This is a genomic window from Rhizobium sp. NZLR10 (genome assembly GCF_019685125.1).
Lineage (GTDB): Bacteria > Pseudomonadota > Alphaproteobacteria > Rhizobiales > Rhizobiaceae > Rhizobium.
In genome coordinates, this window is the sequence record NZ_JABDWE010000017.1 from 134748 (window position 1) to 158456 (window position 23709).

The 23709-nt window shown below is 59.0% G+C and carries 16 protein-coding genes; 9 read left to right on the forward strand and 7 right to left on the reverse strand.

Translation table 11 applies throughout. The annotated features are described in order from the left end of the window. Positions 1–94 precede the first annotated feature (94 nt). Positions 95–322 carry a hypothetical protein gene (locus tag HJB82_RS23680; RefSeq protein WP_207586097.1) on the forward strand — a complete coding sequence of 76 codons (228 nt, stop codon included), beginning with the start codon at positions 95–97 and terminating at the stop codon, positions 320–322. A gap of 1258 nt (positions 323–1580) precedes the next feature. On the opposite strand, the gene HJB82_RS23685 is transcribed toward HJB82_RS23680, so the two are convergent. Continuing rightward, on the reverse strand, positions 1581–7142 hold the full coding sequence (locus HJB82_RS23685; RefSeq protein WP_221141740.1) for a DUF3320 domain-containing protein: 5562 nt from the start codon (positions 7140–7142) through the stop codon (positions 1581–1583). Between the two features lie 1601 nt (positions 7143–8743). Between HJB82_RS23685 and dcm the strand changes: the two genes are divergently transcribed. After that, positions 8744–10759, forward strand: coding sequence for a DNA cytosine methyltransferase (gene dcm / locus HJB82_RS23690; RefSeq protein ID WP_259669534.1), 2016 nt, complete (start codon positions 8744–8746; stop codon positions 10757–10759). A gap of 317 nt (positions 10760–11076) precedes the next feature. Here dcm and HJB82_RS23695 read toward each other — a convergent pair whose 3' ends face one another. The 3 genes from HJB82_RS23695 to HJB82_RS23705 form a co-directional block, all read right to left on the reverse strand. After that, positions 11077–12039, reverse strand: a complete 963-nt coding sequence (locus tag HJB82_RS23695) for an SDR family oxidoreductase (protein ID WP_221141695.1) — start codon at positions 12037–12039, stop codon at positions 11077–11079. 117 nt (positions 12040–12156) lie between these two features. Beyond that, positions 12157–12765: a general stress protein gene (locus HJB82_RS23700; protein ID WP_221141697.1), complete on the reverse strand. Its 609-nt coding sequence runs from the start codon at positions 12763–12765 to the stop codon at positions 12157–12159. Positions 12766–12789: 24 nt separating this feature from the next. Beyond that, positions 12790–13101 carry a PepSY domain-containing protein gene (locus HJB82_RS23705; RefSeq protein WP_221141699.1) on the reverse strand — a complete coding sequence of 104 codons (312 nt, stop codon included), beginning with the start codon at positions 13099–13101 and terminating at the stop codon, positions 12790–12792. A 555-nt stretch (positions 13102–13656) separates the two neighbouring features. Here HJB82_RS23705 and HJB82_RS23710 point away from each other — a divergent pair. Beyond that, entirely contained in the window at positions 13657–13917 is a 261-nt protein-coding gene (locus HJB82_RS23710) for a hypothetical protein (protein WP_221141701.1), read from the forward strand. Between the two features lie 258 nt (positions 13918–14175). On the opposite strand, the gene HJB82_RS23715 is transcribed toward HJB82_RS23710, so the two are convergent. Continuing rightward, positions 14176–15216: a phosphatidylglycerol lysyltransferase domain-containing protein gene (locus tag HJB82_RS23715; protein ID WP_221117978.1), complete on the reverse strand. Its 1041-nt coding sequence runs from the start codon at positions 15214–15216 to the stop codon at positions 14176–14178. A gap of 139 nt (positions 15217–15355) precedes the next feature. Here HJB82_RS23715 and HJB82_RS23720 point away from each other — a divergent pair, with 139 nt between their 5' ends. After that, entirely contained in the window at positions 15356–16492 is a 1137-nt protein-coding gene (locus HJB82_RS23720; protein WP_221141703.1) for an NAD(P)/FAD-dependent oxidoreductase, read from the forward strand. Positions 16493–16927: 435 nt separating this feature from the next. Here HJB82_RS23720 and HJB82_RS23725 read toward each other — a convergent pair whose 3' ends face one another. Next, positions 16928–17116: a hypothetical protein gene (locus tag HJB82_RS23725; protein ID WP_221141705.1), complete on the reverse strand. Its 189-nt coding sequence runs from the start codon at positions 17114–17116 to the stop codon at positions 16928–16930. A gap of 97 nt (positions 17117–17213) precedes the next feature. On the opposite strand from HJB82_RS23725, the gene HJB82_RS23730 reads away from it, so the two are divergent. Together HJB82_RS23730 and HJB82_RS23735 are read left to right on the forward strand one after the other, a co-directional pair. Then, complete coding sequence (locus HJB82_RS23730) at positions 17214–17798, forward strand: type II toxin-antitoxin system VapC family toxin (RefSeq protein ID WP_221141707.1); 585 nt, start codon at positions 17214–17216, stop codon at positions 17796–17798. A gap of 540 nt (positions 17799–18338) precedes the next feature. Beyond that, positions 18339–20504, forward strand: a complete 2166-nt coding sequence (locus HJB82_RS23735; RefSeq protein WP_221141709.1) for a DNA cytosine methyltransferase — start codon at positions 18339–18341, stop codon at positions 20502–20504. Between the two features lie 16 nt (positions 20505–20520). Here the strand turns inward: HJB82_RS23735 and HJB82_RS23740 are convergent, their stop codons facing one another. Then, positions 20521–21255: a hypothetical protein gene (locus tag HJB82_RS23740; protein WP_221141711.1), complete on the reverse strand. Its 735-nt coding sequence runs from the start codon at positions 21253–21255 to the stop codon at positions 20521–20523. A 735-nt stretch (positions 21256–21990) separates the two neighbouring features. Between HJB82_RS23740 and HJB82_RS23745 the strand changes: the two genes are divergently transcribed. The 3 genes from HJB82_RS23745 to HJB82_RS23755 all read left to right on the forward strand — a co-directional run bounded on the left by HJB82_RS23745 (position 21991) and on the right by HJB82_RS23755 (position 23627). Then, entirely contained in the window at positions 21991–22386 is a 396-nt protein-coding gene (locus tag HJB82_RS23745; protein WP_221141713.1) for a hypothetical protein, read from the forward strand. Positions 22387–22555: 169 nt separating this feature from the next. Continuing rightward, a complete protein-coding gene (locus tag HJB82_RS23750; RefSeq protein WP_221141716.1) occupies positions 22556–22705 on the forward strand; it encodes a hypothetical protein in 150 nt (49 codons plus the stop codon). 70 nt (positions 22706–22775) lie between these two features. Then, positions 22776–23627 carry a hypothetical protein gene (locus HJB82_RS23755; RefSeq protein ID WP_221141718.1) on the forward strand — a complete coding sequence of 284 codons (852 nt, stop codon included), beginning with the start codon at positions 22776–22778 and terminating at the stop codon, positions 23625–23627. Positions 23628–23709: the final 82 nt, after the last annotated feature.

The window sequence follows — 23709 nt, forward strand, 5'->3', positions numbered from 1 at the left end:
GGATTCCCCGTTCCCGTTTGCAGGCGGCGCACCATGAGGCATGTTCATTTATAAGAATTCTGATATCTTCCGCGCTCGAACGGGAGTGAGCGTTATGTTTACCGCGAGTTTGATTCCGGAAGCCTATTACTGGGCGCGTTCAGCAAAGCACTTCGACGGGAAGCTCACCGTTGTGAAAGTCTCGACTGTCTTCGGAGAAGATCCCAACTATTGGACCCTTGCACTGCTGGGCACCGACCAGCACGCAATGCCATGCGATTTCGAAATCATCGGACCATTGGCACTCCCGGAGGAGAACTCCTTGCGGCAAGCCGCCGAGTAGTATTTTCGAACGCAACCGAACCGGTTCTTTAAAAGGCTTATCCCGTTCGTACAGGAGCGGAAGATTGGGCTGGGCGGGATCTCGGGGCCGGCGCGGACGACTGCGAACTGAAAATTGATGGCCGCCCAACGTACAGGAGACTCTTTGCTTAGGGTTTAGCAAGTGATCGCTGAGCGGCCGAGCTAACAATAGCAAACTGTTAATACAAATTGTAGTTATAATCTTCGCGTTATGCTTTTCTACCTTGCTTTGAATTTAGTAGAACCTAATAAAAATGCGGAAACAATGACATATAAATATAATATTAATTGCAAATGGTGGAGAAAGGAGCATTATTTTTCGAATGCGCGAAGACGCGCTGTAGTAAACACCCCTCCATCTTGATCCCGCCTTGGCGGGTTTTTCTTTACTACTATTCGAGCCAATGATGACCGCCCTTGCTCGCTCTAGGCCGCGCAATGCATGAATCAAATGCTTGCGTTGGAACTTTTCTTTATTTTCCGGGTTGCGAATACATGGATGTGCTTGCTACGTCGCACGTCCGTGTTTGTCCAACTAGACCCCGCGCGAATGCGGGGCTTTTTTCGACGGCGGACCGCCTTGGCTGCGGCTGCTATCTACGCTTCTCGAAAAAATTGATCATATTGGGAACTCTAATCGCAAAGGGGAGTTTGAGGCTTGGATGCGCTAGGTCCGCTCCCAAGCAACTCGGCGCAGCCAGCTTTCAATGCACTCTAAACTAGCCCCGCGTGCTGAACTGACCCCCGAAGTTGGGTGTCCAACTTTCGGGGGTCAGTTCAGCACGCGGGGCTTTTTTTGTTCGCGGTCGCCTCCGCTCCGGGAACTCCCCAGGTCGTTATGGGTTTTGACGATGGGCCGCGCGGCTATCTCCGCACGTAGCTTTTCGTTCCGGCGTCGGTCATGCAGTACCTTCCTCCGCGCGGACCCGTGCAATACGCGCCGGACCGGCAGGAGCACTCCCCGGCCATGGCGGGCGACATCTGGGGCGAAGATCCGCCTAGAAGGCCAGCAGCAGCTCCGGGATAGCCCGTACAAGATTTCTTGCTGGCGCTTACGGAGCCATCATTGCAGATGAATGTGTCGCCACGGCAGCCCGCAACACCGCCCTTGCTTCCGCTGCAAGGCGTGTTCGTGGCTCCAGCAGGGTCGGCTGCCAGCGACACCGTCGCAAGAAGGATCCATAACGCTCGCAAGCATCGACGCACACTGCATGTCGGCTCACCTCCTCCCGCCCTTCTCACCCCAGAACCGCCTCGCCGCCGGCTAGCATTCCATCGCGGATGCGCAGTTTGGCCGACGCCTTCAAAACCTCGATTCTGGAAACGATCAACTCACGCAACTGGCTGCTTGTGGACTTGAATCCCAAACCGCGCGCGATCGCGTTGACCGCTTCGTCCTCGGTCGCACCCAGGCCTGTCCCGACCACCGAGACTAGACCTTGATCGATCTCCATAGGCGGGATCATTTCGATCCGACGGAGGCCAGACGACGATACGAGGCTGCGATCACGTAGGCGAATTTCCGCCCCCGGCCATAACAGGAACTCGCCCGAGCGATAAACGTGGGCCCTACCAACCGTAACGTCGATCGCATGCCCGACATGACTTCTGATCCTATTACCCGCCTGCTGCAGACCCCATGCGCTTCGAACACGTGTGATCACCTCGTCCATATGAACGGGGCCCTCGACTTCGACGGTATTCTTCACCAGTTCCGACAGGATGCTGATTGGCGCCTCATGGAGTTCCGTCTTTCGCTGTGGCGAAAGCGTCGCCTCCTCGTACATTGGGGTCGAGCTTTCGAACGAGGCCTGCTGAAGGCCAATCTCCGTGACGTCGGCGCGCTCGATCGTTACGACTTCGACGGGGACTGCCCATTTCGCACGGTTGCTCACGGCAACGGATGCGGCGTCCGCCTTCGCGCGTTCGATGGCCGTGACGAGGCGCTCGAGCTCGGCCTTGGGGCGCTGGAACCAGTCGGCGCTCCAGATCCGATAAATGGTCCATCCGTGATCCTCGAGAACCGCCTGGCGAAGACGATCCCGGTCTCTCGCCGACCGCGAGTCATGGTAGGCAGCGCCGTCGCATTCGATGCCGAGGATGTACTTGCCGGGAACCTGCTCGTCGGCAACGGCAAGATCGATGAAGAATCCGGCGATGCCGACCTGCGGATGAACCTGGTAGCCTCTCTCCTGAAGGGCTGCCATGACCTGTTCTTCGAACACGCTGTCCATGGAGCGATCGGTGCGCTGCGTCATCGATAGGCGCCCCGTGCGGGCGTAGTGCAAGAAGAGTTTGAACGCAAAGACGCCCTTCCCTTTGCCTCGCTCGAGGTCGATGTCCTCGTCCGTGATCGATGCGTAGACGTCGCATCGTCTCTTGGCGCGGCTGATCAGCACGTTGAGGCGACGCTCGCCGCCTTCTGACCCCAGAGGCCCGAAACGCATGCCCATGAATCCTTGGGCGTTCTTCGCATAGGCGACCGAAATCAGGATGACGTCGCGTTCGTCGCCCTGGACGTTTTCGAGGTTCTTGATGAAGAACGGCTCGCTTGGATGGGAATGGAAGAACTCCTCCGTCTGCGGATTGAGCCGCCGCAGAAGTTCCAACTGGTCTTGGATCTCCCGGCGCTGCTTTATCGAAAACGCGGCTACGCCCAGAGACAACTCCGGCGAATGAAGCGCATGCTGGATAATAGCCCCCGCGACCACCTTCGCCTCGACCCTGTTGATACCATCCTCGAAGACGCCGCCGGGCACGTGGTGGAACCTGAGACCCATCCCTGCTTCCGCGGTGTAGGGACTGGGAACGATATACAGCTTGCTGTCGTAGAACTGGCTGTTGGAGACGGCAATCAAGGACTGATGCCGGCTGCGGTAGTGCCAGCGCAACATCTTTTCCGGCAGTCCTCGAGCCGAAAACAATCCGAGGATGCTTTCGATGTCTGAAACCTGCGCGCCATCCTGGCCATCGTCGTCCTCGTCCCCGGAGCTTGACGTCATCTTCGAGAAGAACCGCGTCGGCGGCAATTGCCGTTCGTCACCAACGACCACAACCTGCTTTGCGCGGGCTACCGCTCCTAGTGCGTCGACCGGCTGAATCTGGCTGGCTTCGTCCATGACGAGAAGGTCGAATTCGAGCACGCCCGGCGGCAGGAACTGTGCGATCGAGAGAGGACTCATCATGAAGACAGGCTTCAACGCCTGGATCGCTGGCGAGGCACGCTGCATAAGCTGCCGGATCGGCATATGCCCGCGACGCCGTGCCATTTCACCTCTAAGGATTCCGACCGGTCCGAGACCGCTAATCTGTGGGATTCGCCTGTGATGCGCCCGGACGACGTCGAGGCGAGACAGGGCCATGCGGCTTCGATCCAACGCCGCGAACTCGTTGACCAGCCGTCCATGAACCTCTCCATCGAACCGGGCGAGTTCCGGATCTTTTCCCTGCTGGTGTCGAAGGATGGCCTCGTAGATCGCCATTTCGACATAGGACACGACAGCTTCAGGCTGAACACGACCATCTTCGAGTCTTTCGACGACCAGGCCGACCCCGGCGCCGTTCGCGTCTTCCGCGCGACCGCGGAAAGCTGCCCACTTCGACAACTGCTCCTCGGTTTCGATCCACTTCGTCAGCTTTCGACCGACGACGTCGAGCTGGGCTGCGGGGAGCTGGGCGTTTCCAAACACGACGGAGGGATCCGCCTTGAGAAATGCGATCAAGGCTTCGAGATCATGGATCAGAACTTCGGACTTCGCCAACGCTTCGCGGGCACGTGCGGCGATGGCGGGCCGGTCGGAGACACGTGATGCCAGCATGCGGATATCGGCATTGCCAGAGATCCACTCGGCTATGTTGGACAGTTCGCCCCAGTCCGAACCGGGACCATTCCACAAAGCGCCGAAAGCTGACCGGCCCATGGAATCGAGACTTTCGATCTTCGATTTCAGAACACGGGCGAATGTCAGCAACTTGAGGACTGCGAGACGCTCTGCATTCGCAATTGGAACGTTGAGAGCCAGCGGCAGGAAGGCCGCGTCGGCGTCGGAAATTTCGCGAGCGAACTGCGTGGCTTGAGGCAGAGGGACGCTCTCCGGTCCCGCTGCATCCGAAAACATGTTCGAGGCGACGTCGCCAAGGTCTGACCAAAGATCCGACATCAGCCTTCTCGTTTCCTCGTAGAGAACTCTGACCTGTTCGCCTCTTGCTCCGACGGCGCTCTTGTCCGACAGCCTGCCCGCAATCAGTCTCGCTTCCGTTCCGACGCCGCGAAGGCTCCGCATCCACAGGACCAGGTTCTCGAGAGGTTTAGGATCTGACTTCTCTCCGCGCCAGTCGGCGCCGAATGCGGAGCGACCGAGGGCATCGCCATCCTTGACCACCGCCCTCGCCGTCTTTCCCTTCTGAAGGAGATCGAGGAGCCTGACTGTCTCGTCCGGTGAGTATTCCGCGGGCATCACCGTCTTCAGCAGCGCCTTCGCCTTCCGCCAATCCCCACTCAGGAATCTGAAGAACCGTTTCCCATGTACGGCGACCGCCGTGCGGACCTGCGAAAGATCGGTTTCCCAGGCCTGATCCGAAATCTTGCCGTCGAGTTCGCTACGGACGCGTCTGAATTCCGAAACTGCTTCGGCAAGATCGGACGCCTGGTCCAGTCCGCGCTCCCATATGGCAGCTACGAAGGCGTCCGGGCTGGCATCGGGGGCCTCCGCGACCCTCTGACCGATGACGATCAGGCGGTCGATCGACCCCAGCGTTGGCAGCGCTTCGACTGCAAGCAGCGTACGCAGAGCGTTCGCCGCGGACAGGAATCGAGGTAGAACCTGTGCGAGTTTACCAATTGTCTCGAAGCCGCTCTGGGGGAACGTCGCCGGGAGCCGGCCGAATTGAAGCGAAACGGATTCAGGCTCGAAGTCCCACGCGGCCGGCGTCAGCACCTTCGCCACTTCGGAAGCCTGCCTGGAGAATTCGGCGCCGCCGGCGACGAGGCCGCGGACCCGTTCCAGCTCCGTTGACCAGATTTCGTCGGCCAGCGCTGTTGGAGCGATCGCCGGCGGGCAGGACGCTACGCGATCGGCGATCGCCGCCACCTCCGAGAAGGCGTCTAGCGATGCTGGAGGTACGCATTCGAGAACGCCTGCGATCGAATCCTTACTTGAGCGTAGTTCGACCAGCTCCGCATGTGTTGACGTAAGTCGTGTCGTAAGTCTCTCAAGGTCCAGGGGCGTGATGCCGGTCAGACCGACGCCGTACCAGGGATGGCCTCTGGGAAGGCCGATATCCCTGATGCGTTCAGCCAGTTCCACGAGGATGGACTTCGCCCGATCCCGAGCTTCAGGAGTCCATTGAGCGGCTGCAGGCAGTTCGATGTCGGACGGCGTCATGCCTTGTCGGCGCAATCGCGCGAGGTGGCCCATCACCTGGAACGGTGAGAGCGAATATGGTTCATAGATGCGATGGATTCTCACCGGATGTGCATTTAACTGGTCACGGGCGTCGGTAAGACGCTGCGTGACCGAACTTCCGGACTCCCCCTTCGGCGCGCCCAGCTCCCAGGTGTGTTGCAACTCGGCTAGAAGCCCCCGCTTGTTCGCCTTGTTGCTGTGCAATTCGAGACAGGCGTCGCCGACGCCGGCCTGATCGAGGCGTCTTTTGACGACCTCCAGAGCGGCCATCTTCTCGGCTACGAAGAGGACCGTCTTCCCGTCGGCGACGGCGGAAGCGATGATGTTCGCGATCGTCTGCGACTTGCCTGTTCCAGGCGGCCCCTGAATGACGAGATCGCGGCCGCGTCGGACTTCGTGGATCGCGGCCGTCTGGGAACTGTCGGCGTCGACGATATGGGTCATTTCCGCAGGCGAGATATGAGCGTCGATGTTGGCCTCTTCCGCCAGCATCTCATCGGTCTGCTCGAAACCGTTTGAGACGAGTCCTGTCACAAGCGGTCGGTCGGTAAACTTCGAATCCTTCGGCCACAGTGCCGGATCCAGGTCCCGGTACATCAGGAACTTCGCGAAGCTGAAGAATCCGAGGACGATGTCGTCGGGCTGCACCGACCAGTTCGGCTTCATGGAAACGGCCTCGGCGATCTTGGCAGCGTAATCGTCGAACAAGAACTCGTCGGTCGCTTCGAAGGCCGGCATCGAAATCTTGTGGATGCGGTCAAGGAAAGCTTCCAGTGAAAGATTCGATGCGAAATCTTCTTGACGCGCGCGGAGGCGAAAGCGCTCGGCGGCGCTACCGCGCTCCAACGAGACGGGAACGAGGATAAGCGGCGCGTATCTAATGTTTTCGGTGTTGTTCGGGTCGATCCATTTCAGAGTGCCAAGTCCCAGGAAAAGGATGTTGACCCCCTGCTCCTCCTCGAGCGTCCGGGCGTCAAAGTAGAGGTCCAGCAGACGCTTCTGCAGCGCGTTCGGCGTCATCCGAGTCTGAAGCTTGGTATCGCCATGACGGACAAGACGGCCTTGCGAATCCCGATCGTCATCGTCTGGCAGGGCAAGCTCGATCAGCTCCTCCGCATCGTCGCCATCTTTGTTGTCGCGCCCCTTCGCTCCCGCCAGGAACGTCATAGTCTTCGCTTCGGAGACAAGTATCCTGAAGACCTCGGACGACTTCTCCTCGACTACATCGATGGTCTTGGCGCTCTTCGAGAAGCGGGGGACGTTCAGGAGCCGATTCCGCGCGGAGAGATCAAGAAGTTCAGTTCTGGCCCTTTCGATCTTCGCCTCGACCGACAGGTTGCTTTGAAAAACCGAGGTTTCGCTCTGATCGGGCGCGACGCCTGCAATGTCATCCATGTTTCCTGCTCCCTTACTAACCTTTAGATGCAATAAAAGAGGAAGTAGGTCCAGCAGCGCGTGTGCGGGAAGTTGCCGATAAACCATAAGGTGGCAGACTTTATGTGGACTTTGCGAACCTAGAGCTGGCTCGCCAGCGACGCGAAGAAGCACGCCGCGCGGGACGGCGGCGGCCGAGCCCAGGGATGCCTCCCGCTGCACCCGGTATAGCGAGCGCCTGGCATTTCGATCGGGACACGCCAACCATAATAGCGTTAATAGGCCGCATGGGTAGATTTGCAGAAACCGAGACCGCCGTCATCGCGCGCCTCCGCGCCCTCAAGGCAGCGCCTGAGGTGTCGATCAACCTGTCCGACCTAACTGCACCAATGCACGTTGCCGGGTTCCGTCAGGACGAAATTATGGCCGTCCTGAATGCCCTCGAACAAGACAAGATCCTATCCTTCACGCCTGGAAATCGTCTGCTTATCCTGAAGGATCTGCCTTGACTGATTTCATTGCGAAGCCGACCCGCGAGAAGATAGGCGGCTTCGCTCCGTTCGGTAGGCGTGCTCCAGGCGATCGATCTTGGATCCGCGAATACGGCCGGTTGAACGCAGAAACGCCAACATGGCGTCGATGTCGTCGCTTCCACCGGGGGCGCTGCCGCGAGCGAGAGGTTGGCCGGGGTGCTTCTGAGCCCAGTACCGAACCTCGCGTTCCGCCGGAGGGTAAAAGCGTCCGAGGCGATACACGCGACTCTCTGTCAAGACCCAGCGTGGCGGCGTGCTGCGATCCATTTCTAGGATGGGAGCCGTATGGCCATGCGTGCCGTCCTCGATCTCCGGGTGGTCGAAGAACCATCCGTGCATCCAGGTGTGACCCTCGGCTGGCGCCCAGCCCTCCAACAACGGAGCCGAGGACAGGTGCACTGCCCTTGAAGCGGGACGTCACCCGTTGCTTGCGCCATTGCGTCATCCACGTCGACGGTCATGAACACCTCCTTGGTCTTCGGTCACGATAGTCCGCGACGCAGCACGAATAAAGATTGTTAAGCCGTCCTCGGGACTGAATGAACTCGATGCCGAGCACGATCGATAGGACATTCGACCACAAGTGCCCGCGGATAAGAGACTTCGGCGGCACGGCGCCATAGAACGCTTCACCGGAAAAGTCTGCGACTCATTCAAGGCATCGACCGGTTCGAAGCGGCAGGGTCTTCGCGATGGAACCATTGAACAATTCCCGTCTATAAACGCGACTGCCTCTTCCCAGCTTTCACCAATGGACGGTGCCAGAGCACCGGACTGCCCTACCTGAAGTCCCTGCCAGCGAGCACTCCGAATTTCTGCGGGAGTACAGGGAGCGTCTCCGCCAGCACTACCCGGCTGAAGGCGACGGGACGATACTGCTTCCATTCCTCCGTATCTTCATCGTGGCGACACGCTGACCCCCGAAGGCCGCACGGCCCGCCCTACCCGCTGCCGGTAGGTTGCGCTATCGGCGTCCATTTGAGTGATGCACCGCATTTTATGAAATCTCTTTTTCGAGCTTCAATATCTGTCCCGTATTGCGACAACTGACGCAGAATTTGCTGCGCAGCCTAATATGGGAAGCATGCGATGAAGCGGTCGCGGTCGGCGGAAGAACTTTTGAAACATGAAGCGGTCGCGCAGGCGCGAGACAAGATTCGGCAACTTCAGGAGCAGATTGCGGATCGCCTGATGAAAATTACGGCCCAGGTAGAGGCGGTTGGAGAGCATCTGAATTCGAAGGAGACGGTCCAGTTTCTCCACGCGGCATGCGAACTCGACCTGACGGACGCGTCCGCATTCGTCAAGGCCTCCATCTGCCTCAAGGGCCACGGAGACCTACTCCGTGAAAAGCGCGTCGGTTTTGCACTCCTTCGTTCGCTCGCCCGCACCGATGAAGAGACGCGCATCGAGGCCTTGTCGCGGATGGAAGCTGGAGCTTCGATCGGAACGAAAGACGTCGCGGCGATCCGCGCCGAATCCAAGCGTCAAAAGCTCTCGTTCACCGAACTGCAGTCGAAGATCGGGCTGCGCCACACGAAGGCCGCCGCCAAGCGCCGCATGTCAGAATCCTTGAAGCTGATCGACAAGCAGGTCGGCGAAATCATGACAACTGTCGATCTCCTCCAGTCGAAGCTTGCCGCCGATGTCCGCAGGGATTATATGGCGAGCGCGCGATCAATGGCGACCGATGTTCTTCCGCGTTTTAATGAAGTCTGGGGGGCGCAGCCGGCAACGGTTGAGGATGCGCTGGCCCTTCCGAACGGAACCGATGCGCGCGACGTCGCCCTGGCCTATCTCGCCCTGACCAAGGTCGCTGCCGGCGAATTGGGCGGTGCGCACGGCTATGCACTCGACAACACCACGGAATTCCGTCGCGTGCATACAACTCTCGTCGACTGCCTGCAAAGCGTCACGAGCGCGAAGCCGCCTCTGGAGGTCGACGGGTCCACTTCCCCAAAGCCTGTTTCCACGCTCCCAAGACCGCATCTGACGGTGATTGAACTTTGCGCCGGCGCTGGGGGCATGGCTATCGGCCTTGAAAGGGCCGGCTATCATCCACTCGCGCTCATCGAATTCGACAAGGACGCCGCCGCAACCCTTCGCAAGAACCGGCCGTTCTGGCCGGTCGTGGAAGCGGACATGCGCGAGGTCGATTTCAAACAGTACCGGGCGGCCGGTGTCGACTTGCTTGTCGGAGGTCTTCCATGTCAGCCCTACTCGATCGAAGGGCTGGGCCGCGGTAAGGACGACCCCCGCGACTTGCTGCCGGAAGGTGCGCGGGCCGTGGACGAGATCAGGCCCGCAGCTTTTGCCTTCGAAAACGTAGCTGGCCTTTTGAACGCGCGGCACGCCGACCATCTTGGTTCCTTTCTGAAGAAGCTCCGCAAGTCCGGCTACGCAGTTCAGATCATCCGGATGCAGGCAGAAGATTACGGCGTCCCTCAGGAGCGCACCCGTATTCTGATTGTCGGCATGAAGAACACGGCGATGGGCGCGTTTCGTGCTCCGCCCAAATTCCCGGCGTGGCGAACCAACCTGGGCGACGCCTTGGAAGACCTCATGAGTGAGAACGGCTGGACGGGCGCCGCGGCATGGGCGGAGGCACTTCGGACTCAGATCGTCAAGCGAAACGGGGTCGAACTCCGCGGTGCCCTGGCATCCACGGTGGTCGGACGCAAGGGCGGCGCGCGGGACAAGGAGATGGGCCGCTGGGCGAAGAAGGGAATCGATATCCGTAACGTAGGTGACGCGGCTCCGACCCAGGAACAAGCCGACAAATCCGGACCGGACTTCCTTCCATCGTTGACTCTGAGGATGCGCGCCCGGCTGCAGGCATTTCCTGACTACTGGTCGTTTATCGGAGGCAAGGATTCGGCAGCACGTCAGATCGGGAACGCGGTACCTCCGCCGATCGGGATGGCGATTGGACTCGCCGTGCGGTCCGCTCTGAAGGGAACGATCTTCAACTACGAGACCCTCATGAATCCCAGCGCGATTCATCAGCCCGAAGAGAGCGCGCGTCAACTGACATGGCCGCCGTCCCTCGTGCCGGATTTCGACGTAGAGGTGCCGAGCGATCTGCGGAGAGAGCTGACCACCTGAGGCCCACTCTTCCATCGACTGCAGGAGCGAGCATCTGAAGACGCAGGCGTTCCTGGTGTGAGACGCTAAGGCGACGCTTACCCCACTGCTGCAGTCGCAGAACCCTATGGCGGGGATCCGGAAGCTCATCGTGGGAATGAGCTGACCGGCCATGGCTTCCTTCAGAGCTCCCCCAAGTTTCCTTCTAGGCGGCGGAAATGCCAAGACTACAAGGCTAATGGCCATGGCTCTCAATCGCCACCTGAGCTTGGATTTTGGCCGTCTCCTTGGTTTCGTCCCGGAGCGCATGGCGATAGAACCTCGCCATCGCGCCAGCCTCAGTAGCCGCCGACGATCGGCAGGATTTCGCCAGTGATGTAGCTCGACATCTGGGGTGACGCGAGGAACACGTAGGCCGGAGCAATTTCCTCGGGCTGGGCTGCCCTCTTCATCGGCGTCTGGCTGCCGAACTTCGCGACGTCCTCGGCCTGCTTGTCAGAAGGATTGAGAGGCGTCCAGACCGGTCCTGGCGCGACGGCATTGACGCGGATGCCCTTCGGCACGAGCTGGCTGGACAACGCCTTGGTGAAGGCATGAATGCCGCCTTTCGTCATTGAATAGTCGAGCAGCTCCTTGGAGCCTTCCAAGCCCGTGACCGACCCGGTGTTGATGATCACCGAGCCGTTCGTCAAATGCGGGATCGCAGCTTTCGCCATGTAGAAATAGCCATAGAGGTTGGTCTTCAACGTCTCGTCGAAATGTTCTTCGGTCAGGTCTTCGATTTCGGCGGAGTGAACCTGAAAGGCGGCATTGTTGACGAGGATGTCGAGCCGGGAGAAGTGCCTGACTGTCTTTGCGACGGCATTCCGGCAGAACTTCGCATCCTTGACATCGCCTTTTAAAACAAGGCACTTGCGGCCTTCCTTCTCGACGGCCGCCTTGGTATCCGCGGCATCCCGATCCTCGTCGAGATGAACGATCGCGACGTCGGCGCCTTCTCGTGCGAACAGGATCGCCACCGAACGGCCGATGCCCGAATCTCCGCCCGTTATGATGGCGACCTTGTCCTTCAGCTTTTCCGAGCCCTTGTAGAAAGGCGCGTCGTACATGGGCGCGAGCGGAAGGTCCGCTTCGGAGCCGGGCTTGGCCTGGTGAACCTCAGGAAAAGGCGGTTCGGGATAGCGGCGCGCGCCTGCCTGCATAGCGCCGGACGGCTTCGGCTTCGACTTCGCCTTCTCGTCGGCATTGTCGACCTGTTGCTGGATCTCGCGCTGCTTTGCGGCGGTGGCTTTCGATGACATCTTGCTCTCCTCTCGATTTTGAGAGGACAACGCCAAAGGTCTCAAAAGGTCCCAGCAGAAGTCAGCAAAAAGCCCCGCAGCTATGCGAGGCTTTCCGATAACTGAGTCCGAAGCGACTTAAAGACGGTTCAGGCGATACCGGTCGCGTTCCGCGGCAATCTGCGCCTCCGTATACGGGTCGGCCGTTTCGTCGAAACGCGTCCAGCCCTGCTCGGCGTAGCTCGCCCGCCGTGCTGCGACGTCGACACGCGGCGAACTGTTGAGGATTGCTTCGGCCGAAGCAACCCGGCTTTCGTCGACCCGAGCGGTTACGACCGAACCACCGCGTCGGATGCCTTCAGCATAGAAGTTGGCGTCTTCTTCCGGTACGCCGGATTCCACCATGGCACCGACGATGCCACCGACTGCGCCGCCGGCAACCGCGCCTGCGACTGCACCGGCCGCCGTGGCAACAAGCCAGCCTGCCGCCACGACCGGGCCGACGCCTGGGATCGCCAACATGCCAAGACCCGTCAGAAGGCCGCCAGCCCCACCGGCCAGGGCACCGACACTAGCGCCAGTCCCGGCACCTTCAGCGGCACGGGTTCCCTGCCCTTCGACGTCAACGCTGTTCGCCTTATTGGTGACGATGCTGATGTCATCCGAGGATACGCCAGCATCTTCCAGCGCCTTCACGGCTGCCTTCGCGTCGTCGTAGCTATCGTAAAGTCCTGTGATCGTTCTCATTGAGATTTCCTCCGTTGTTTGTTTTTACTTGCCGAGCGTTACGTTGCCTTGGAAGTCCAGGGAGACATTCGCTGGCTTGCCGTCCTTCGACGCGGTCGCGCGCCAGATGCCCTGATCGTCGAGCTTCAGTCCCGCCACGTCCGCGTAGCCGGCCTCTTCAATGCGGGACTTCGCCTGCGCTTCCGTGAAGCTGTTCTTGCCCGCGACCGGGGCAGCGGGATTGGGCTCGGTGTTGACCGCCGGGGTCGTCTGCGACGTCGTCGGCTTTTCACTCTGGGCGAATGCGCCGGAGGCAGCGAGAAGCAGGCCGGCAGAGAGGATGACGATTTTCTTCATTGGTGTTTCTCCAGTTGAGTGGAACGGAAACACGCCGAAAAGTTAGAAGTTCCAGGGATTAATTTGCAACGCTTTACCCTTGGAAACGGCAGTCGTAGCGCTATCGCGAGACGCGACTTTCACAAGTCGCCACACAGATGGACGGTTACGATCAAGCGCATCGAGCCGGTAAGGTGGCGGCTCCCGCGGCCCCGGTGGACCGCGGGCGGATAATGGGTCTCGAACTGGCTGGACCACGCGCGCGGCAGTGTTGGCCTCGTCGCGCGCAAGCTCGCGAACGTTGACGCAGATTGCCTTCCCCCATGCTTTTCGAGAACTGCGCGAACTTCCGATTGCGTTCGACCATCGCTTCTGTCGAGAGCCCTCGCCATGTCGAGGAAGATTGTCTTTTCGACAGCTTCAAGAGGCTTGTGGCACTTCGCGGTCGAGAGCGCCAAAATTTTGTTGACGCTCTCTTGAAACCGAAAAATCGCGATAACAGATCATTCCGGAGGGCTGCCCGCGAATGCTGCTCCTGATGATTTTCACGGCCGATAGGTTTCTGGAGATCGAACAATGGCCCCAAACGAAAGAGAGTTTACGCACGACCCGCTGGACGACGTGATGTCCGCGACCCACATCCTCCATGGTCACCTCGCACATCCTGAAGACATCCTCAGATGCGACTTGCTCGACGCGCGCGAGAAGCGGTCCATCCTCGCCTCCTGGGCGTCCGACCGATACGCCGTCGAGTCCATTCCGCAGCTTCCCGCCGCAGTCCGCTATCGGAATATCGTCGACGCCCTGAAGAAGCTCGACCGGAGGCCGACGCCATGACTGCGTCGAAGACCGAGTTGGCTACACATCCCGAGGGACGGAACCTTGTCGACGCGCGATCCAGCTCTCCGAGGCAGTCCAGGGTGATGGCGACGAATTATTGGCGAACGCCCGTTCCAATGGGTTGAAAGGCATCATCGCCAAGCATCGCGACAGTCCCACTCGCAACGAACTTCTTCCTTGGAATCGGTGTTAAAGAGCAATCCCACCCGTGGTCGCACTTGGCTAACTGCCCGTGATAGAAACGCCGAGCGGACTTCAGAGCGTCTTTAGAAGGCGAAGCAGGGCGACCATCTCCATCGGAGTCCTCCTCTTGAAGGCGATGTAAGTTGGCACCTCCTCCCCGTGAAACCGCCGCTTGAAAGCCGCTTGGCCCCGAAGATTAAAGATATGCGTATTGACCCTGTCGGAGCGGAACGCTCGTTCGAAAAGCGCCCGCCAGAAGCGGCTCTCTGAAAATCCGCTTTCAGCAATGGCGGCAAGTGGCGACAAGCCTAGCGTCACGCGTGCGTGACCCTCCTCTCGAAAGCGGTCTGCGGCGAACTTGGTGAGACCGACCTCCGCATGAGGCGTTGTCCCCGCCAGCTTGCGTTTGAACGCCGCTGTGTAGCCCTTTACGACACCACCTTCAAAGATTGGATCGAAATCGAGGAGGGCAATGGGAGCGCCCTTCGGGTCCAATATGACGAAGCGGCGCATATGAGGCGACAGTTCCGGGAAGAAGGGTCGGTTCAGGAAGCGCATCTCCCGCCGGCTGACTATCCGTCCTGCACGCCAGTTGTCCGAGACCGCTTTGATCTGATCCGCCTGCGTTCTGGTCCCGTCGCATTCGATGATCGCATAACCCTGTTTGATCAACCAGCGCTCCGAATAACGGACCGTTTCATTCTTCTTTCCAGCAAAACTATGGGTATCAAACGAAAGATGGGTATCGACACCCATATGGTTCACCCGGTATCCGAGCTCCGCCAGGACGGTTGCCGTTTCCCTGCCGATCTGCACAAAACATGGGTTCGCAGCGGCGGAAACGAAGTCTCTGATATATCGCTCACGATCCTGTTTGCACGCAACGGGGTCGCCAAGAACGAAGGTATGCCCCATCTTCGTGGCATACGCGAGATAGCCCTGCTCGTCCCCGAAATGCTTGAGATCACGCTGGACGGCAGTAGAGTAGGCGACCGCGAAATCTCCATGCTTGCGGCACAGTTCCAGCCTCTTATCAGCAGAAACACTGGTGTTCGGGATGGCTGTCAGGCGACGATCCATAATCTCGTCGAAGAGTCGTCGGATGTTCGGCACGTCTATCCCCGGCAGGTTGAGCAACTACATGCTCATATTTTCGATTCGTTATCTAACGGAAAGCGAATATTAGCCCGCTCTTTTGTATAGCCTTCGGGTAGGTGTTGCCAGGACACCCGACTTTGCCCATGGTCGCCACATGGAATCATTGTCGCAGATCGAGCGGGCAGTCATCGTCGGTGCGGGCCTGGCAGGTCTTGCGGTGGCGTATCACCTGAAGCAGCGGGGGGTTAACGCGTTGCTATTGGATCGCGGCGAAGCCTTGGGAAGTTCTTGGCGTGCTCGCCACCCTCAACTCACATTGAACACACATCGCAGCGTCTCGCATTTGCCTGGATTGAAATTTCCTCCGATGACGCCCGCCTTCCCGAAGCGGGATGACGTGGTACGTCATCTTGACGATTTTGCCCGCCATCACGCGTTTAGAATAAACTACGGCGCGTATGTCACTTCGATACGGCAGTCTGATGGAAATTTCGAAATCAGTGTGAGCGGAGACATTATCAAGGCGGCGAACGTTATCGTTGCCACTGGGAGAGATAGAGAGCCTGTCGAGCCAGCCATTCAAGGCAGTGAGACTTTCAGTGGGATACGCTTGCACGCCGCAGCTTTTGGCGATGCAAAACAATATCGTGGCAAGCGCGTCCTCGTAGTCGGAGGCGGAAACTCGGGGTTCGACGTCGTCAATCACCTTTGCCGCGTTCCAACCGCCCAGATATGGCTGTCGGTGCGCTCAGGTTCGGCCATCCTTCCCAAGCGGCTCAAGGGAATTGCAGTTCATCGGCTCTCGCCGTTGATGGACCTGCTGCCTTCTTCGGCTTCCGATCTCGCTATCAAGATCACGGAGCGGCTCGCATTCGGCGACATACGGAAGCTCGGTCTGCCAGAGCCTGCCGTTGGTGCGGCGACAAGGCTCCGTCGTGAGCACGTTGCCATTCCCGTTGATGACGGAGCGATCCAATCGTTAAAGGATGGTCGGACGGAAATTGTCGGCGAGGTCGTGCGCATTGCCGGCGGAAAGGTGCTGTTCGCCGATGGCGGAATGGCCGAGCCAGACTACTTGATTACAGCAACGGGATACTCATCGGGCCTAAAGAAGATGTTGTCGGACCTCGATGTTCTCGATGAACGAGGAAATCCTCTAATCGGCAAGAACGGTGCCGACAGTGGAATAGCCGGATTCTGGTTTGCGGGAATGACGCCAGGGCTGGTGAGCTACTTCTATAGTGCGAGCAGAGAGGCGAAGGCACTGGCCCGAGCTATCACGAAGCGATAATGCGGCACTATGGAGGAAATGCCACAAGGACATGAGTCCTTCATTGTCAACGCAACCGTATTACCCGTTGTGTCTCGCCAACGGTGTCTTCATAGATTGGGGCCGCATTGTGGGTAATCCAAGAGACAGAATTAGATTGCCCTGGATGGCATCCAGGCATTTTTACTGCCGCGCTCATCACAAGCATGAGAGGGGCGAAATCTTCGCTTCTATGCCAATCCATTATACCGACCGTCTGCAGGGATAGCATTCATCAGGCGCCGCGGAGAGACATTGCGCCCGTGTCGCGGCACGCCCGCGACACGGCGACGATAGACGCCGCGGTGAGTCGCATCAACACGCTCCCGCGACGAACATTCGGAACGATCGATCAACCTGCGATGGAGACAGACTTCGCACATGGTTAATGAATCCTTTCCGACCGGGCGCCGAAATCTAGCCTTTCGGGCGCAGTCTCAGGAGCGACTTGGCCACGTCGCCGTCCTTGCGATCGGCCACGGCTGTCAGCACATAGACACCGGTATCGTCATGGATCTCCTGCGGACCGACATCTCTAGCCTGCTTGAGCACGCGCACGAAATTCCCCGCCGCATCTTCAGCCGTCCAGATCGAGCTTGAATCCATCAAACATTCACCCGCTACAGAAAGTAACTCTTTGTAAGCTAACCGACGCCAACCTACTTCCGTTTTATCATGGTTCACACAGGAAAGTGACAGGTCCGTGGCGAAGCTTCTGATCGACACGAACATCATCTCGGTCGCCTACCTGCCCGACGCTCCCGAGTGGTTGTGGGACTGGCTGGAATCCTTGCCCGCCGGATTTCTCGCCGTCCCCTGGGTCGCCATCTACGAGACGGAGTACGGCATCAGGATTGCGCAGCGGGACAATCCGAAGAGGGCGCTCGAACTACTTGGCTGGTTCGAAACGTTCGTCGCCGAATGCGATCCCTACCCCGAAATGAATGCGCAGGCTGCGCGTCTCCTTGGACGGATGGCCGCGACCCCGGCGCTCCAGCACTTCTTCGTGACGAAGGAGCGGAAAAACAAGCACGGGGAGACGGTGAAGCCGTTGCGGGTGCAGCTAGGAGGCGACGTCATCCTTGCCGCGCTGTCGATCACGCACCAGATCCCGATAGCAACCTTCAATAAGCGAGACTTCGTCTACATCGACCGGTTCTTTCCTCTTCCGGGAGTCTATGATCCGCAGTTCGACTGCTGGCCGATCTCTCCGGGGGGCGAGTGGATGCATTCCGGCCGTGCCAACGACGATGATTGGACCACACTTTTCCGTCGCGCCACGCGATGATATGTTGAAACTGCGATTGGCCGGCAGCACGACAGGCGGTCAATTTGCTCGCAAAGCTGGGATGGCCGTGAATATCACGGGGCATGAAACTAACGGAGTTGCGCTCTGCAACCACGTCAGGAGCTTCGACATCGTGTCCCGTGTTCAGCAAAAAACGCACGTTATGTTGACACGCAGCCGAATCTGAATAGGCATGGCAAAGACGACGCCATATGCTTCGTGGTACCGAGAGCAAGTCGCGAGCGCCTAAGCACACCGTTGGCCGCCAGACGACAGCGCGCTCATCCCAAATGCACCGTCTCTGTCGACTCTCGATGACAAGCCTGCTTCGCTCCGTCGTGCCGTCCTGTGGTAAATTTTGCCGACTTTTCACCATCGTCTCCGGCCGCGAACGGCGTCGGCGCTCCTACCTACCGCATGTTCAAATCTCTTAATTCTCCCGCTTGCGTTTTATCGAATCCCTTTGCAAGACAGAAATTTCGTCCTGCTATCTCCTACGGACCGGCGACGTTCCACACGATCGGTCAAAAGGGATGCGACATGAATGGCCACTCGCCCACCGAAATTCCGCCCGGCGCCGGAGCTTCCGCGCGCGAGACCCTTCTGAGACTCCGCCGAAAACAATCGAAGGGTTTCGTTGAAATCGCCGACGCAGTCGAATCCTTGAGAAAGGCCAGCGAAGGTGTCACTGATCTCCATCTCGCGCATTGGCTATGCGAGGAGGTTGGTTTCAGTTTCGACGAAGCGTGTTTCTACCTTGTGTTTCAAGAGCGATTGGGTGACCACACGCACGAGATCACAAAACATCGGCTATCCCGCGAAGTCCTTTATTCGCTTCTCGTTTGTGACGATCTCACCCGCGCCGAGGTTCTCGTGACACTCGAAAGCGGCGAGGCCGTCAACGTCCGACGCGTCGAGATCTTCAGAGATCGCAATCGTCCGAAAGTACTTGCGGAAGCTACTCTCGCAACAACCGCCAGACGACTGGGTATCCAGTCTGCGGCTGATCGTTTCAAGGACAATTTGGAACAGCACGCGAGGGAACTCCTCAAGCTTATGGAGGAGTTTTGCGACCACCACATCTACTACTACGTATGGGAAACTCCGGACGAACCGGATGAATTGTTCGATGTCGACTACATCGAAACCGAAGAGTACTTCAAGGACAGAGCCGCGATGGCGTCGAAGGCGACGACCTTGCGACAGGATTTCGAGCTGCTCTTCGGAGCAGACCATGCGCCCCGCGAAGAAATCCTAGACATCGCCGTCGAGAACGATTTTACGGCATCCCTCGCCTTGAGCTGGCATGCACTGAAAGACATCGAGGCGGAGTCCTTCACACCCTTCGAGATCGAGCACGACGGGCACAGCTTTGCGCGGCTGCGAAACTGCGTCGAATTCCTTGCCGGTCGCAAGAACCGTTCGACTCCGCTGGGCACCAATAGGCGCACGCCGTCGCTTCCTTCGATACCCGATGAGTCCTTGAAGATGATCGACATTGCTGCCGGCTCCGGCGGCGCCTCGCTTGGGCTGGAGACTGCAGGATTCCTTCCAGTGATCCAGTACGAAGCACGGGCGCATGCACGAGCATTGCTGACCGAGAACAATACTTGGCGTGTCACCGATCAGGTCGGACACGAATCCGTTCCCACGGAGTTCGCGAAATATAGAGACCTGGGCATCAGCCTCGTTACAAGCGGAACTTCCCTCAAGCACTTTTCGCTGACACCGCGTAATTCCGACGATACCGAGTGCGACAATTTCGGGCATGCGCTAGCCGCCGTTCGATCAATCAAGCCAGCCGCCTTCTTCTTTGAGGTGGACCCAACCATCGCCAGCCCAGCCAACCGACCGTTCAAAGCCGAGATAGACGATCTCTTTGCGGCGGAAGGTTACGAAACGCGTTGGCACAGCGTCGATGTCTCGCGCATTGGAATTCCGCAGAAGCGTCCTAGGCTAGTGCTTATCGGAATGCGCGACGGGACGATGGCGAGCTTCAGACTGTCACCGATGATCGAACCGGTCTTGGTGGACGTCGTCGAAGCGATTGGCGACCTTGTGCTAGAGGCTCACGCCGGAGATGCAGCACTCCAGGATTGGGCAACGACTTGGATGCAGAACAATGCTGGCGAGCTTGTCCCGGCCATCGCTGGATGGCAAAAACCTTCCAGCGCGGACTCCGACGACTGGAACGATCTCAGGATCGATCCCAAATATGGATCGGCACCACGCGTCCCCGCTCGATTTTCCGCCGGCACGTATCGGATGCGGCTCACCGCCGACATGATGAAGCGCCTACAAGGTTTTCCCGGCGAATGGATCGTTGTCCACCAAGCAACTGGTACCTGGGATTTCAGGTTGTTGGAGGTGACGGTCCCTCCTCGGCTGGCGAAGTACGTCGGGCTGGCGATCTACTCCGCCATCACCGGACAGCAGTTCGATTTGAAGGCGGCGATGACGCGCTCCTTGTACTTGCCGCCGGAGCCCAAAATGAAGAAGATCGTCATTCGCCACGGACGTACGCCCTTTACGAAACAGGGCGTCGAGAATCCGAGCTGGACGATGAAGGTACCGGTGGACTGGGCGCCCCCGAAAGGATTAAGAAAGCGCGCGTCCGATCAGTCCGCTGCCCTGCGCGAAGAGTGGCGCAACACGTTTGCGGCGGAGCCGGATCCCCGAGACGCAGAACTCGATGCGCTCTTTTGAGGTTGAAGCGAAGTGATCAAAGCTTGACTAGCCCGCGTCCGGAAGTCGGCATTTCTTCGTGGATCACATCCATCAGCCACTGCGGGTCTTCCTGGTCAGCTTCCCCCACCACGTCACCATCGACGAGAACACGTGCAAGATCATGACTTAGAGGAAGGACAATTTCCACGATGCTGTCGTCGCAGATAAAGGAGACGATTTCGGTGGAGTCCGCCTCACGCCGCAGCTCGTACTCCGTGATTCCATATCGACTGGCGAGATCTCTTTCCAGAAGGAACCAAAAGCCTTCCAGATCCGCCCGGTTGGTTACCCCCGGCACGTTCCGCGCGGTCGGATAAAGTGGCTCCGTCCTCAACAAGTTTGTGAGGAGCTCGATGGCGCGCTCCATCGTCTTGGGTTTAAATGGCTCTTCGCTCTCACTAGGTTGGTAATAGACCCAGCCGTTGCTTCCGACAGGGCGGACGCCTGGATCCCGCGCGTATACGCCACAGTCCGCCCACGACGCTTGCTTCAAACCCGAAAAACCCATGCTGGGGAACCAGAGTTCAACAACCGACAGCGAGGCGGCCGCGTCGTCACGATAGAACACAAAGCGGTCCCACGCGCTGTACGCAACTATCCGAACTGACAACTCCATCTCGTTCAGGACGGGCGCCAGGCCCCGTTCTATCTCGGCGACTCTTTCGTCGTAGTAGGCGCTGGCCTGCTCCATGCCTTTCGGCGAATACTCGACATTGTAGAACGTAACCATGCCACGTCTCCTTCGTGATGTTGGAGAAGCGTCGGCGCGAAGGCTGCAAGGAGCAAACCCGATCCGGCCATGCTCGCCGGCTCGATGGATTGCGACGGGACCTGGTTCTCATGTTAACCGCGATCCCCGGACCTGGCGGTGCGGAAATCAACTGCCACGACGTGGAGGCACATCTCCTGAAGATCGTCAGGGATGGTCGCCGTCATCGCCAGGATGAGCGGGCTTCCTCCGTGCGTCCCGACTAATTCCCCTTCGATGGGAGAGAAGTGCCGACAAAGCCTCGTCGCCGCGGTCGGAATTCCCGAGGTTGTTGTGCCTGAAGGATTCCAGAACCATCATCGCTGCGTTAACCAAGATTAGCGAATCGTTAAAACTTTAATTGACGCCGAGCGCAATCGGCGTCGGAATACGCACGAATTCTTCGCTAACAGGGATCTCTGCCCAATGCGATATGCGCGAATAGGAAGCCCCGATGGGGCGATAGGCATACGAGCCATATAGCGCGCTAGACTGGCCGCTGGCCGTCATCTACCCCACCATTCATTAAAACGGAACGCAACGAGAACTAGATTCCGAGCGTCTCCAAAAGCATTTTGGCCTATGGCGGAGGCGCCACGGGATCGGTACCGGACCTCTTCTGAGGATGCCGAAAGAGCCGTATTCTCACCACCTGCGGACGTTTGCGGGTTATGATGAGCGCGTGGAAAAAAGGCAGCAGCCAGTTAGGAGTACGACATGATTTTCCGCGTAGCAAGCACCGGTCTCCCTCCCGTGATCGTCGCCCGGTTGGAGCGCCGCTTCGGCGGCTATTGCGACGGGACCGCCCTTCTCATGCTCACCGCGATCCCCGGACCCGGCGTTTCGGAATGCCGCAGCGTGGAAGCACATCACGTGGAGATCGTCGGCATCGTTGCTGGCATCGCCAGGATGAGCGGGCGTCCTCAGCGCGTCCCGACGCTCGCGGAGTTCATCGATTTCACTCTCGACTACTGGTCGGACGACAGCATTCGCGCAGCCCATTACAACCACGCCAAGCTCGTTTCGAGGACCGTCGTGGCCGAGGTCGTCGCGACGATCGCAGCCAGAAACATTGCCCGCACGACGCGGATAGACGGCCCCCAGGCCGCCTAGCGCGACCAAGAATACGCTTCCCTTCAATCCCAACGGAGTTCTGTCCTGCTGCAGATCGAGAACCTGCGCGCAAATTTTTCGGACAAGGCCATGTCGCAAGGCGTCGCACCGAATGCAACAGGACAGCACTCCGCCCACTCAATCCCGTCCGCACCTAGAGGAGATTTCCATGCGCGACCTGATCGACTTCGCTTTTCGCAACTACCGCATCACTGAGTTGGACGAAGCTCTCGGCCTCGCCGATCCCGACGATGATTTCCTCCGCGAGACCAAGGGCCGCGATGCATATCTCTGCAGCATCCGCGCCACCGAAGACTGAGCGGACGACGGCGATACAGGCGGCGCGCTTCCGCGCCGCCTGATAAGTGAACGCATTTTAAGAGGTATCGATGAAGCCTTCGAACAGGAACGCGAGCACTCCCTGCAAGAACTTCGGACGTCACTTGCGCATCCGCATGCGGGAGGCGTTCGACGCCGACGTCCCCCTATTTCGTTCGTCAGGAAAGAGCGCGCATGACAAGGGAAATACCCACATCTTCGAGCTCGCGTGCCGACGCCCGTCAGGCTGCCAGACGCTGTGTCGCGGAGGCAGTTGCATTCCGCTTCTCGTCGAAACCTCATCCGACCACTCGAGAGGTCTGGATGATGTTGATCGGCGCCTTCCACGAACTCGGCCTGAAACCGATCAGCGAGAGAACATTCTATCGCCATGTTGCGAAGGAGCGGGCGCGTCGAAAGAGCAGGTCCCGCACCGGACGACCCGCGAGAAACCGCGCCGCAGCGAAACGAACACCATGAGCGATCATCAATCGCCCATTTTGCACAGCTTTCTGAGGAGAACAATGATGGCCAAATCAATGCAGTGGCCCTACCACGGCGTTGCCAAGTCCCTGTGCCTGCCGGGCGAAAGTCCGCTTCGCAGCGAAGGGCTAGTCCGAGACCTGCGCCTAGCGCTGACGACGCCCGACGAACGCAAGCGAGAGGTCGAGCGCATGGTCGCGGAGAAGGTGTCGGAGTGCCTGACATCAATGCTACGTCCGACCACGCGACTGGTCTGGCTGCACCTGAAGGCCGAGGTCGCGTTCCAGGGCCTCAGGATCGAGGACTTCCTGAGCGACCGTACGTTCTACCGGCGCGTAGCTAAGGAGCGCGCTCGTATGAACCACGCCAGAAGAGAGGCGATGCTGAGGCGCATTGTCATGAAGCATCTCATGACATCGCTGTGGCCTGAGCACACCTAGGACTCCCCCAGCAGTTCCCATTGACAACATCGGCGGCAGGCCACTGCCGCCGAGGGACGCCTGCGCGCCAAAATCCCCGTTT